Origin of the sequence: Pelagimonas sp. (assembly GCF_050633425.1) — a bacterium.
In the GTDB taxonomy this organism is placed as follows: domain Bacteria; phylum Pseudomonadota; class Alphaproteobacteria; order Rhodobacterales; family Rhodobacteraceae; genus Pelagimonas.
On record NZ_JBOEGM010000007.1, the window covers coordinates 17,449 to 29,964 of the forward strand.

The 12,516-nt window shown below is 53.8% G+C and carries 14 protein-coding genes; 7 read left to right on the plus strand and 7 right to left on the minus strand.

Going from position 1 to position 12,516, the window contains the following annotated elements:
• Positions 1 to 5 precede the first annotated feature (5 nt).
• Entirely contained in the window at positions 6 to 914 is a 909-nt protein-coding gene (locus ACRBB0_RS05535) for a LysR family transcriptional regulator (protein ID WP_431373412.1), read from the plus strand.
• Positions 915 to 982: 68 nt separating this feature from the next.
• Here the strand turns inward: ACRBB0_RS05535 and ACRBB0_RS05540 are convergent, their stop codons facing one another.
• Positions 983 to 1,870, minus strand: coding sequence for a LysR family transcriptional regulator (locus ACRBB0_RS05540; RefSeq protein ID WP_431373413.1), 888 nt, complete (start codon positions 1,868 to 1,870; stop codon positions 983 to 985).
• A 115-nt stretch (positions 1,871 to 1,985) separates the two neighbouring features.
• On the opposite strand from ACRBB0_RS05540, the gene ACRBB0_RS05545 reads away from it, so the two are divergent.
• The 3 genes from ACRBB0_RS05545 (at position 1,986) to ACRBB0_RS05555 (ending at position 3,340) form a co-directional block, all read left to right on the plus strand.
• On the plus strand, positions 1,986 to 2,726 hold the full coding sequence (locus ACRBB0_RS05545; RefSeq protein WP_431373414.1) for an SDR family oxidoreductase: 741 nt from the start codon (positions 1,986 to 1,988) through the stop codon (positions 2,724 to 2,726).
• Positions 2,727 to 2,818: 92 nt separating this feature from the next.
• Positions 2,819 to 3,103 (plus strand): SDR family oxidoreductase, encoded by a 285-nt coding sequence (locus ACRBB0_RS05550; RefSeq protein WP_431373424.1) that lies wholly within the window; start codon positions 2,819 to 2,821, stop codon positions 3,101 to 3,103.
• Positions 3,104 to 3,127: 24 nt separating this feature from the next.
• On the plus strand, positions 3,128 to 3,340 hold the full coding sequence (locus ACRBB0_RS05555) for a tautomerase family protein (protein ID WP_431373415.1): 213 nt from the start codon (positions 3,128 to 3,130) through the stop codon (positions 3,338 to 3,340).
• Between the two features lie 207 nt (positions 3,341 to 3,547).
• Here ACRBB0_RS05555 and ACRBB0_RS05560 read toward each other — a convergent pair whose 3' ends face one another.
• The 4 genes from ACRBB0_RS05560 to ACRBB0_RS05575 all read right to left on the minus strand — a co-directional run bounded on the left by ACRBB0_RS05560 (position 3,548) and on the right by ACRBB0_RS05575 (position 7,500).
• Entirely contained in the window at positions 3,548 to 4,237 is a 690-nt protein-coding gene (locus ACRBB0_RS05560; RefSeq protein WP_431373416.1) for a hypothetical protein, read from the minus strand.
• Positions 4,238 to 4,298: 61 nt separating this feature from the next.
• Positions 4,299 to 5,384 (minus strand): NADH:flavin oxidoreductase, encoded by a 1,086-nt coding sequence (locus ACRBB0_RS05565; protein WP_431373417.1) that lies wholly within the window; start codon positions 5,382 to 5,384, stop codon positions 4,299 to 4,301.
• Positions 5,385 to 5,437: 53 nt separating this feature from the next.
• Complete coding sequence (locus ACRBB0_RS05570; RefSeq protein WP_431373418.1) at positions 5,438 to 6,067, minus strand: class I SAM-dependent methyltransferase; 630 nt, start codon at positions 6,065 to 6,067, stop codon at positions 5,438 to 5,440.
• Positions 6,064 to 7,500, minus strand: a complete 1,437-nt coding sequence (locus ACRBB0_RS05575) for an MFS transporter (protein ID WP_431373419.1) — start codon at positions 7,498 to 7,500, stop codon at positions 6,064 to 6,066. The genes ACRBB0_RS05570 and ACRBB0_RS05575 overlap by 4 nt, the downstream gene beginning before the upstream one ends.
• A gap of 131 nt (positions 7,501 to 7,631) precedes the next feature.
• Here ACRBB0_RS05575 and ACRBB0_RS05580 point away from each other — a divergent pair, with 131 nt between their 5' ends.
• The 3 genes from ACRBB0_RS05580 to ACRBB0_RS05590 all read left to right on the plus strand — a co-directional run bounded on the left by ACRBB0_RS05580 (position 7,632) and on the right by ACRBB0_RS05590 (position 10,244).
• Positions 7,632 to 8,087: an RrF2 family transcriptional regulator gene (locus ACRBB0_RS05580; protein ID WP_431373420.1), complete on the plus strand. Its 456-nt coding sequence runs from the start codon at positions 7,632 to 7,634 to the stop codon at positions 8,085 to 8,087.
• A gap of 408 nt (positions 8,088 to 8,495) precedes the next feature.
• Positions 8,496 to 9,770 carry a hypothetical protein gene (locus ACRBB0_RS05585; protein ID WP_431373421.1) on the plus strand — a complete coding sequence of 425 codons (1,275 nt, stop codon included), beginning with the start codon at positions 8,496 to 8,498 and terminating at the stop codon, positions 9,768 to 9,770.
• Between the two features lie 141 nt (positions 9,771 to 9,911).
• Complete coding sequence (locus tag ACRBB0_RS05590; RefSeq protein WP_431373422.1) at positions 9,912 to 10,244, plus strand: hypothetical protein; 333 nt, start codon at positions 9,912 to 9,914, stop codon at positions 10,242 to 10,244.
• Positions 10,245 to 10,376: 132 nt separating this feature from the next.
• On the opposite strand, the gene ACRBB0_RS05595 is transcribed toward ACRBB0_RS05590, so the two are convergent.
• A complete protein-coding gene (locus ACRBB0_RS05595) occupies positions 10,377 to 11,957 on the minus strand; it encodes a hypothetical protein (protein ID WP_133344414.1) in 1,581 nt (526 codons plus the stop codon).
• 158 nt (positions 11,958 to 12,115) lie between these two features.
• Positions 12,116 to 12,516, minus strand: a 401-nt coding sequence (locus ACRBB0_RS05600; RefSeq protein WP_431373423.1) for a type II toxin-antitoxin system HicB family antitoxin, incomplete at its 5' end; no start/stop codon positions are given.

Below are 12,516 nucleotides of genomic sequence, written 5' to 3' on the forward strand. Positions count from 1 at the left end.
TCTCAATGAGGAACAATGTTTCTGCTGACGATCTTGCCGTTCTTTTAGCGGTTGTCCGTGAAGGCGGCTTCCGCGCAGCTTCCCTGCGGCTCGGCATAGCGGCCTCAAAAGTTAGCACCACAGTCTCGCGGATAGAAACGCAACTCGGAACCCCCGTGCTGCGCCGCACGACGCGCAGCCAGCACCTAACGGAAGCGGGGCAACTTTTGGTGGATCGTGTGGGTCCATTGTTATCCGCAGTGAACGCTGCCTGTCATGACGTTGCAACGCTTGGAGGGCAGATACAGGGGCGTTTGACCCTCAACGTGCCGGGGGCGGTCATGCCGGATATATTGCCGCCTTTGCTTGCCGCATATCGGACGCAGCATCCAGACGTGGAGGTGGAGATCACGGTAGAGAGCGATCTCGTCGATATTGTTGCGGCAGGCTGTGATGCGGGCATTCGCTACGGCAGCGTGCTGGAGCAGGACATGATCTCGATACCGGTCGGTCCGCGCAGGCAACAAATGGCGATGGCCGCATCGCCAGCTTATCTTGATGCATACGGGGTGCCGCAGGTTCCCAAAGACCTCACCGCCCACCTCGCGATCCGTTACCGGCTGGACGCGGGCCCTTTGCTTCCATGGACGCTGCAATGCGAAGGACAGTCCGTGAAAGTGGAACCCCAAGACGCGCTTATCCTTAGCGTAGGCGCGCTCAACACTGGGCTCCGATATGCGCAAGCGGGAATGGGAATCATATATACCTTCCGCAACTGGCTGGAGGATGAGTTCGAAAGTGGAAAGCTGGTGCCCGTGCTGCCGGGCTGGTGGTCCGACGTTGAGGGGCCATACCTCTATTATCCGAGCCGCTTTGCTCCCAAACCCCTACGGGCCTTTATCGAGATATGTCAGGCTACACCCGCAGACGCGTAAGCATTCCCTCGCCAGCACGTTATCCGCTTATAGGAACTGCCGAGTGTCGATATGCTGATCTTCCGTGGTCATTGATGCGAAAACGCTTTTACGGCCCAGTCAATAAACACGCGCACGCGCGGCGACAGGTATCGGTCGCGTGGGTAAAAGATCGAAACAGGGGACGGGGCCGGTGGTGTATCGCTGAGGAGTTCGATCAAGCGCCCTGCGGCAAGATCTTCTGCAGCAGAATAGCGCGGTTTTTGGATAATGCCGAGGCCAAGCCGGGCGCAATGTGCTAATGTGTCTGCGCCGCTTACAGTGATTGGTGTCGGGAGTGAGACCGTGCGCAGGATACCATTTTGAACAAATTCGAGCGGCAGGATAGACCCTGTCGCGGTTGAGCGGAACCCGACCATCTGGTGGCCTTTGAGCGCGTCAACACTTTGCGGTGTGCCGAACCGTTCAAGGTAAGTCGGAGAGGCGCAGGTAACCTCTTCGAGGTCCGTCAACTTGCGCCCGGTCATGTCACTGTCGACCGGATCACCCACCCGTATCGTGCAGTCCACACCTTCGCGGACCAGATCAACCAGTCGATCTCCTTCTCCGATATGGATTTCAATGTTAGGGAAACGCGCCATGAAATCTGGTAGCGAAGGCAACAGAAAATGCCGCGCTAGAATACCATGGACTTCAATACGCAGCGTGCCTCTCGGCGTATTTCCTGCAAAGGCGTCCTCGGCATCTTCAATCTCGGACAGAATTGACAGGCAGCGTTGATAGTATGATTCACCATCGAGCGTTGGGCGCACGACCCGTGTGGTGCGGTGCAGTAAACTCACGCCCAATCTGGCCTCAAGTGCTTTGATCGCATCTGTGACCGTTGATCTCGGCAAACCCAGATCAGTTGCGGTTTTGGAAAAGCTTCGCACTTCTACGATCCGAACGAAGACGTTCATGGCATCAAGGCGGTCCATTTATTATCCGATTCAACAGAACAGTGAGGTCGGATTGTAGTAGATTATCCCAACGATGGGAACGCCTATTGTTCTTTAAGGTTCGGCATGGGGCCGATCAACAAAAGGACAAAAAATGGCCACTATCGAAAACAGAACAGCATTGGTGACTGGCGCTTCACGCGGGATTGGCGCGTCGATAGCCGAAAAGCTTGCAGCGGATGGGTTCAATGTCATCGTCAACTATGCCGGGAGCGAAGCAGCCGCACATAAAATTGTCGAGAAGATTGAAGCTACAGGTGGCAAAGCTATCGCGGCTCAAGGCGATGTGTCGGATGCACTCGCTGTCAAACGGATGTTCGACTCCGCTGAAACGGCCTTTGGCGGAATCGACATCCTGGTTAATAATGCAGGCACTATGAAGTTAGCACCTATTGCAGACAGCGATGACGCTCTCTTCGACAATCAAGTCGCAATCAATTTCAAAGGCACGTTCAACCTGTTGCGCGAAGCCGCAAATCGCCTTCGTGATGGCGGTGCAATCGTTAACTTATCGACGAGCGTCGTCGGATTGAAACTTGAGACTTACGGCGTCTACGCTGCGACCAAAGCTGCCGTTGAATCAATGACAAGCATTATGGCCAAGGAACTTCGTGGGCGGTCGATCACTGTAAACACAGTCGCCCCTGGCCCAACAGCAACGCAGCTTTTCCTAGACGGCAAGCCACAAGAGGTCGTTGATCGTATGTCAAAAATGGCGCCCCTGGAACGGCTCGGGACACCGCAGGATATCGCAAATGTTGTGGCGTTTCTCGCAGGACCAGACGCCGCTTGGGTCAATGGCCAGACTTTGCGTGCAAACGGCGGTATAATCTGATCCACCGCATTGGTGGCGTATGCATTTTAACACGCCGCCAAAGCCATGCATAATGTCCGATTCTTGATCCGGTCTTCAGGTGATACTCTGGCATCTACGCCGCGACAAAGGCAGCAGTTGAGGCGCTGACTCACATACTTGCGAAGGAACTTGGCCCGCGCGGGATTACTGTCAATGCCGTGGCACCAGGACCCGTTGAGACCGAATTCTTTATGGCTGGAAAGCCCGATACGTTGGTCGAAAACATCAAAAATATGAATCCCTTCGGACGTCTTGGGACGCCTGAAGACATTGCTGCCGCCGTCGCGTTTCTAGCAGGCCCGGATGGGCGCTGGATCAGCGGTCAAACCCTTCGCGCCAATGGCGGCGTGATCTAACCCCTCCCTCGAAAGGAAAACCTAATGCCATTTGCAAACTATAAATTGCCACAGGACTCGCTCTCCACAGCACAAAAAGAAGACCTGATCCACAAGACGACCGACTTGATGGTCAGCTTCTTCGGAGAGGTCGTTCGCCCAACCACGATGGTTGTTGTCGAAGAAATCAAGGACGGCGGATACGGCCGCGCGGACGAGGTGTTCGTGATGCCGGATGAGTATCGCGCAAAGGATTAAGCCGACTTGTGCAACGGGCAGCGTTGTAAGCCGCTGCCCCAACATATTGGAGATCTGAAATGAAAAACTTGCTCTCGATAACCTGTTTGATCGCTGCAATGAGCCAAATGCCTGCCTCAGCCAACGAAGCACAGACGCATGTCTGACTGCCAAGAGTCAAAGCACCGACAATTGCGAGTTCCTCCGGGTGGTCGCTGGAAGGTAGATCTAGTGGTGGTCGTGGCTATGGTCGTTCGCGTCCATATTGCGCGCGCGCATAGAGGCGTCAATTACTGCATCGTTCCACGCATTTGCCGGGATCGTTCCAATCTGAACTGGTGCACCATCTTGAACTGAGAAAACCGCTGCGTCGCCTTCGGCAAGGTGCCCTCCATTAACGAATGTAAACGTCCCCAAATGCGTAATCAGGGCAGTGTTTTCTGGCTGTCCTGCACCATCAATGATCAACTGTTCAAACTCAGCACGAACCATTTCAGGTTCTTGACCATAGCCCTGAAGTGCCGGATTCGCAGTGACATCACCAAACATCAAGCGCCCCGTTTCAAGGGTGCGACACATTGGGCTGGCAAGAACATTACCAATGGGGATCTCCAGGAAACGCAGGATAACCCCACCGTTTTCAACAGCGTTGGCGGCCCCCGCCACAGATAAATTACGCTGGGTGGCGCAGTTTTCGACCTGATAGTCGGGCTGGTCAGGAATGTAAGCATTAGTCCGTTCATGGCGGATGACCAGAACATGCCCGCCGGTCTGAAGTCTTGCGATCATGTTTGCCACCTCAGGTTTTAAATGCTGGTGTAGCAGCTCGTCGTCTGCATTTTGAGCATAGGCCTGTGCGCCCAGAAAGAGTGCTGCTGCAACAGCTGCAACGCGCGTAAAAGGGAATCTGAAGTCCATTCGAGGTGATCCTTATTTCATGGAAGTTAACGTTGGGGGTGACGATAAGCTGTGCGTTTTCTCAGGCGACAAAACCGCCAAAGCTGCGCATATAGTTGATGAACTCTGTCCCTAGCCCCTCTTGGCGCAGATAGTCTTCGCTCACGGGGCGCGGGGGTGATGTGTAGGTCGCGTCAGCCGCAACCTTTTGCGGGAAATCATGCGCCAGAATTGCGGCTTTGCCGATCAAAGCGAAGTCGGCCCCCATATCGATGACTTTCATGGCGTCCGTCGCCCCCATGATATTGCCTGCAACGCCAAGACGCGCTGGGCCCCGATCAAGGTCGGCGAACCAGGACATCAGGGGCTTGTGCGCAAAATCGGCTTCTTCAGGGGCCTTCAGAATATCCCACAGGGACATGTCCAACCAGTCGATGTGGCCGCTGGTCATGATCTCTTGCGATAGTTCAAGAACTTCAGACATCCGCAGGCCAAACCGTTCTGGTGACATCCGTAGGCCCAGTTGGAAGTCAGGTCGCGTCCCTTCGCGGATGCGGCGCACGACTTCACGGATAAAACGTGAGCGATTTTCGAACGATCCGCCCCATTTATCATCTCTATTGTTCAGTTCAGGGGACAAGAACTGCGCTGGCAGAAATCCATGGGCCGCGTGGATTTCGGCACCATCAAAACCGGCGCGTTCTGCTCTCTTGGCGGCCTCGACAAAATCCTGAATCAGAGCGTCTACCCCGTCGTCTGACAGCGCTATAGTATCACTTTTAGGGTCATCCATCACGCCAACGCGCGGCAAATTATCAAGTGCGCGGGGTCCGGAATGCGCCAGCTGCGCGCAGGCCGCGGACCCGTTTTCCTTGATGGCCGCCGCCAAGCGCGACAGCCCGACTGTCTGCCTGTCATCCCATGCGCCAAGCTGGCCGGGATAGCCGCGCCCATTGTCTTGCGCAGCGATGGCGCAAGTCATCGTAAGACCGAACCCACCCGCCGCGCGCATGGACAACCAGAGCAGTTCATCGTCGTGCAAGGTTCCGTCGGCATTGCTTTGGGTGTTTGTCATCGGAGCAAGCGCAAATCGGTTTGCCCAGTCCGGGCCATGTGAAAAGCTGAGTGGTGAAAACAGGTCTGACTGGATAGATGAATGTCGTGTCATGAGTCGTCTTTCATTTTGAGGTTGATCAAAGGATTTGCGCGGTTGGTCATATTTTACCGTCGTTCAAGCGCCACAACCGCGTCCGACACGGTGGCGATCTGGCCATCAGGGCCGTTGGCCTGACGTTCAATTGAACCGACAAAAATTTCTGTCCAATCTTGCGTATTGAGCTGCAATTCCGCGAACCTTTGCGGGCCATCTGGCAAGATCGCATCGGGATCTCCCCACGACCAGGGCGCAACGCGTCCGTGTGTCGTGATCAAAAGCAACCCGTCCACACGCACGGCGTCAGCAGCGCGTTGCAGAACCGCGACGCGTGGGAAATTTAGTGGCGTTTGTAGAAACGTCGCTGAGACAAGGTCAAATGTGCCATCAGGAAAATCTGTCGCGAGATCATGTTGTAAAAAGCGGGTCGATTCAGCGACGCCTGCGCGAAAGGCATTGGCGCAGGCATGTTCCAATGCCGTCGGGGCGATATCAACACCAGTTGCTTCCCAGCCCTGCGTCGCAAGCCAAACCACGTCATCGCCTCTCGCGCACCCCAAATCAAGCGAGACACCCGGCGTACGACCCTGCACAAACTGTGCAAGAACTTTGGAGGGTACGCCCGTTGTTGGGCCGGTTCGACCTTTGTACATGTCGTCCCAGAATTCTAATGGGTTTTTGCTAGTTTGAACGCTCATTTTGATGATCCTTTCGAGGGAAGAAGCTGGCAGGCGCAGACAGTGCCAAGCAGTCCGTAGATGCCTATTGGGAACCACAAGGCTGTTTTTGCCGCAGCGCTAAACGACGTATGATCTGGGTTTGCCCCAAGTCCTGCGAAGAAAATCTGCCCGATAATCGCAATGCCAAGCGCGATACCAACCTGTTGGAACGCCTGCAAAACACCTGATCCCGCGCCAGCGTCGGGGCCAGCTACCCGCGACAAGATACTTTGAAACAAGGCGACAGTGGACGCACCCATTCCTGCTCCGACGAAGAGCAGGGGCACCAGAACGTCCGTGCCTTGAAGGTTCGCATCAGCTTGCCCTGCGATGCTTTGCAGCCAGATCATTCCAGCCAAAAGCGCCAATGCCCCAACAAAAACGCGCAGCTTCAGAAACTTGGCCCCCAATCGTCCGGTCATAAGCGACACGATCATGGCACTTGCCGGATGCGGGGCGAGCGCAATCCCGGCTTCTGCGGGGGTGAAACCAAACCCGGATTGCAAGAACACCGACAGCAAAAGGATCACGCCTGCGATCCCTGCGAAAAACAATGTCACGATAATCAATCCACCGACGAACGGGCCGTCTTTCACAAGGCTAACCGGCAGTGTTTGCAGACGTCCAGTCGCCGCCAGCTTCTTTTGGTGGCCTAAAAATGCCCAGCCAAGAACCAGCGAAAATGCCATGAGGCCAAACGCCCAAACGGGCCAGCCCAACGACCGCCCCTCAATCAATGGATAAGTCAAAGCAACAATGGCGGAGGCAAAAAGGGCGGAACCGATCCAGTCAATCGACGCATGCGTAGAGGCCTTGACCTTAGGCAACAAAACCAACGCCCCAGTCAGTGACACCAAACCCAGCGGAAGATTGATAAGAAAAATCGGACGCCATCCCAGCCCGAACACATCGGCAGACACAAGAAGGCCCCCGATGAGCGGGCCCGCAACGGCACCTAACCCGCTGACCATTCCGAATAGACCGATGACTTTGCCCTTTTCATCAGCGGGGAAAACAACGTGAATAATTGCCAGCACTTGCGGCACCATCATTGCAGCTGCCAACCCCTTTAACGCGCGGCTGGCGATCAATGCCTCAACGTTAGGAGCCAGCCCACAGGCTGCCGAAGTGAACATGAAGCCCAGCATCCCCCAGATAAACATGCGGTCGCGTCCAAAAACGTCGCCAAACCGCCCAAACGGCAGTAGGCCCGCTGCAAACGTCAGAATGTAAATGACCATCACCCACTGAAGCTGGGTAGATGTGGCGTTCAGGTCGGCTTGGATCGCAGGCAACGCAAGGTTCACGATAGAACCGTCCAGCAGGTTCATGAATGCGGCGAGCAACAAAACACTCGCAATCAGCCAACGACGCGGCCCCACCTTGGTGGTTTCTGTAGCTGTAAGTGACATGTGGGTTCTTTCGTCATGAACTATCGAAACACGTTACTTAATAAGTGCCGTGAGTGAGGCATTCAAGACCTTGTGCTTTTAATTGTCACATAAGCGATATTGCGCTAAGATTGTAAGTGAAAGGAATAATCATGAGAACTGACAGCAGGCTTCCACGCGTTCTTCACGTCTTGCTGCATCTTGAGCAGATTGAAGATCCTGTGACATCTGATCTGATAGGTCAAATGCTGGGTATGAATTCTTCGCTCGTAAGACGCACAATGGCAGGCTTGCGGGATGCAGGTTTTGTAAGCTCAACCAAGGGTCATGGCGGGGGCTGGTTTCTCGCCCGCCCATTGACTGATATCACTCTGCGTGAAGTCTATGTCGCGCTAGGGTCGCCAAACCTCTTTGCGGTCGGGCAATCAGATGACACTCCCACCTGCCTTTTGGAGAAAGCGGCGAACGCTGCGACCGAAGATGCGCTTAACGCTGCGCGTGAGGTGTTTGTCGCCGCCTTGGATAAAACAACGGTTGCCGATCTGGCCAATAGTTCGCGTGAACAGATTGAAGCATTTCAGGCTTCCCAAGACCAAACCTTTGCCTGACGTTTACGAACTGGTGGTTTGCGACACCTCGGGCGAACACAAACCTGTCGTATCGATTAAGGCAGCCATTCAAGTGGTAGGAAATCTGTTGACCATGCTGCGTCGAACGCAATATCCGCGTAAGCCGCCATTCGCGCATTATGCAGCATTGGTCGAATTGGGCTCTTGTTCCTGTTTCGCTGCATTGTGCACGAAGGTCCGGTTTCAGTTTTGGGTGAGTTAATTACGCCCTTGCTGACTACCGCGCGAGGCTAGGCCAGCCTGTTTGCCCTAAAGGTCGAATGCAGATGGCCCTTGAACCACTTGCTCCGTCCACAGAAGACAACTACGCTTCAAAACAGCCGGAGGATTGGTCCACTGGCTTTTGGTTTCAAGTCCAGTTTCAACAACAAATGGAGGATTATCGCTATGGATAATCGGTTCGCTTACATGCGCAAATACCTTGGGTTTTCCCAAAAGGATGCATCCAACATTTTTTCCACTCGGCTCGATACGATCAAGAAATGGGACAGCGGCAAACTGCTAGTGCCGGGTCCGGTTTTGGAAGAACTTTATGATTATATACGGTTCTCAAATGATATGGTTGTCGAGTTTTGCGACGAGCGCCAAGCGGAAGATGAAGACGAGGGGATCGACGAAATCTACCTGCGCACCTTCACAGTTGAAGGTCTTGCCGAGCAAGGCTTGCCGCCCTCCCTTGGTTGGCAAGATCAAGTCATTGGTGCAATTATCGGTCGCCTTGCTTCCATCCATGTCTACGGCGCGGATACGCTGCCAGAGCATCATGACCCCGACTATCATTGGTATGAGTATTGGGGCTTTGAGCCAGTAAAGAAGCCAACAGAATTTTTCACCATCCAGGACGAAGCATTGTTCGCGAATGAACTTGCAAAAGCTGTTGAAGGTAACTTTTGGCAAGTGGATTTTGACCCAGACGAAAACTACTATTTGATTGGATTCCGAACAAAGTCAGTGTCCAAAGTTACACGCCATATTTGGATCAGAGCTGTTCGCGCTGGTCGAGGTTCGGAACTTGTAGAACGTTTCGCTGGTGAACCACTACGATATTGCGATTCATTTGGCGAAGGTGCCCCATACATCGAAGGACCAAACAAGGCCAAAATCCCTGTCGGTTTTGCGTCCGGCCATGACGATGACACCGTTGATCCGCATACATTAGCGGAGACACTTTTTGCGGCCCTCGCAACATCCTACCCAACCGAAGGCGCTATGCTTGAGGCATGCCGCGACCGATACGCGGCATTGGTCGGTGCTGACGAGGGCTACACAGCCGATTTTATGAACGATTGGGACGTGAAAGACACTCGCTTTGTTTCTCACAACTTTATCGCTGCCCTGTTTTTTGAAACCCAAAAACAGACCGGCTTGACGTTGCACCCCGAAGCTATGGTTGAACTATGCTCGATACTCGCCAAGTCGGAACCGTCGATACGCAGCATGGATCACGAAGTTGTTGTGATCGACATGGGCGAAATGGTGTTCACCATCACGCTTGATCTACGCGACGTTCTTTCCCAATCGGGTGATGGCAGAGACTTTCACACCGAAGCAAGCAAAGCCCTTGATGTTATCCAAGCGTCAATCGGAAACGATGGTCTGACCCGCATAGAGCCGTTCAGCACCATCGAAATCGAATTTACTTCGGACGACGCAGAAGGATAGGACACCTACCTTTATCTTCCCCGAAATAATCCTCGGGGGAGCGCCACTGGCGCGGGGGCCGATAGCCCCCTTCGTAGCTTGTCTTAGGGATCGGTGTTGGTACAATAAAGCATTATTGACCGATTGAGAGTGGATTGAATCTTGCCGTTGAACCCGCCAGAAACACCCAATGTATTAACAGAGGTCGCATTGAAACAGCGCCTTGAGACGGGTTCGAAACTCATCATTACATGCAACGTATCGCCAAAGCGCAAAGCATCATCATGGTTTGGAGTTTGGACGATGCACGCAGAACACTCCGATGGGACTACGCAAATGTTGGTCACGGCGCGCTCCAGGATGGCAGGTGAAATTTCCATTCGTGAGTTCAAAACCGTGACGGGAATCGTGTCTTTTCTGACCGACTGCGGTTTCACCAAAATTTCCTTCCCCGTGATTGAGGGCGACACCGTGAGACTACCGCTGGATACTTAAACCCAGGCAGACATAGCGCCATTTTGCTGCGGCTGCCCCACTGACCGCGAGGGGGGCATCGTGGCATCACCGATCAACATCGAGGGCGGAAAGTTCCTATTGCATCGTAGATACAGTAGAGCACTTTTTCTCCTAGATAATAAGCTGCACCATTCCAGCAACGCTTGCAGCGACCACTCCGTCCTGAATGATCTTTTGTTTCGCTTCTGTTGAAAGAGCGTCACCCTTCAACATGGACTTAGCATTGGTCGCAAGTGCCACCATCGCAGCGACGCCCATACTGTGAACAATGTCCACGTCTGCCTCGTGCCCGAGCTTCTGCAACGCCGAGGACGTATCAGCTGTAAGGTCAGCATTGCTGAATTCAGACGAAGACCAATCTGGCGACGATCCAGCTACCTCACTGGTCACAAGCACGTCGATGTTTTCGTATTTTTCGTTGTGTTCACGTACATAAGACGCGTAATTCGTCGCCTTGAGTTGAACCTCGGAAACGTCGCCGGTCTCGACATTAATAATCCGGACATCTGCGCCGGCATGGTTCGTGTCGCCGAAAAGCTCGACGATGTACTCGTCGCCATCCAGGTTCTCTTGCCGCTGAAACGCGAGTTCGTGGTAGATTCCCTTTACGTTGTTTTTGAGCCCGGAAATTTGCTCAACGGATAGAGATTGCACGTATTCAGACAGCTCAAGTTCACTGGCATCAGCAAGACTGTTATTCGATCGACGTAGCGCTTGAAGGACCAACTCCTCATCTTCCGTAAACGAAGGCGAGGTGTCAGACATCAATTTCAATATCGTGGCGGATACGACACCTGTAACAACAGGGGCAGCAGCTGTGGATTTTCTTCTGATCGACGGGTTTTGAACGTGAGCCATTGGTAAGGCATCGAGTAACTCGACCAGATCTACTTTACGATCTTCAAGCCGCATCAACGGAAGATCCGGCCAGTCGCTGACTTTGGCGATGCAGACATCCAACTGTTCGAGGAGGTCATGTTTTAAGTTCTGCTGCAAGGTTTCAGCAGTGAGAGGGTCCAAAACGGCATTTTGATTGGCCCGTTCACGAAAAGCCGTTGCCAACATCAAACACGTTTCGACAAAGCGCATTTCTTGCGGGTCCAAGGACTTTTTCTTGCGTCTTACACCGGTCCATTTCCCGACAAGCTTGCGAGACCCGAAATATGCGGCCGCCCCTCCAGCGGCCGCTACGCCCAAGACAATCCACCCGCCAGTTACAACGCTTCCACCAATCCACGCCAACGCGGCACTGTTGAAAGCCGCGCCTGAAAGTGAAGATATGGCCGTTCCCGTACTGGCCGTGCCAAGAATGGATGCGATGGAAAATAGACTTGCTGTCGTACCTGCCGCAGCCAACTTCCCAGAAAGTGCTGTAACGATCCTTGCCGACGTGCCGCGCTTCTCAATTAATAGCGCATCGACGAGGTCTTCCAAAGAGATCGCTCCTTTTTCAAAGAAGTTCTCCGGCGTATATTTGGTATGCCTCAGTTCAAATTCCGCGAACTTAACAGCCGCGTGATCTTTGACCGCTTTACCCCCTTTTGCGGCGAGTTTGCCTGTCTGCCGCCCGACAGGCTTGGCAATTGCCCAACCAGCTTTCCCAGCGACCTTAGCCAAAAACAGCGCCGAACGACCGGTCGCGCTTGCCGCCCGCGCTGATAGCGGAGGCCTTTTCTGGTTTCCATTATCCAATTTTACGCGCTCCAAGTGGTCTTTTAAATCGGGTACGGGATAGCCTATCGCTTATGGTTAGCCCGGTGAAACCGCATCGCGACGCCCGACACTTTCGCAGGGGTACGCAAAAGCCCCCCTATAATGATAAAAAGCAGCAAGGTGCGCTTGTCACCTGCCTACTCCGCCGCGCGACCTAGAACTTCTTCGGCCCATTGGTTCAGGCTTTTGCCAGATAGCTCTGCCGCGAGTGCCGCCTTGCGGTGCACCTCGGGATCGACCCGGAACATCACTTGACCAGAGAACGCCTTTTGCGGTTCCTTACCGACCTTTGCGCAGGTCTCAACGTAGTCTTCAACTGCCTCCTGAAAGGCATCCCGCAACGCTTCAACCGTGTCAGCATGAAATCCGACACCATCGCTGATACCGGCAAGGCGGCCAGTGAAAATGCCATCTTCATCATCATACTCGATGCGGGCTGAGTAGCCTTTGTAGGTCATGGTATTGGTCATGGCGTTACTCCGATCCGTTCCAAGAATGCGCGGGCGGCGCGCACCTGATAGCGTTTGGCTTCCTTGGC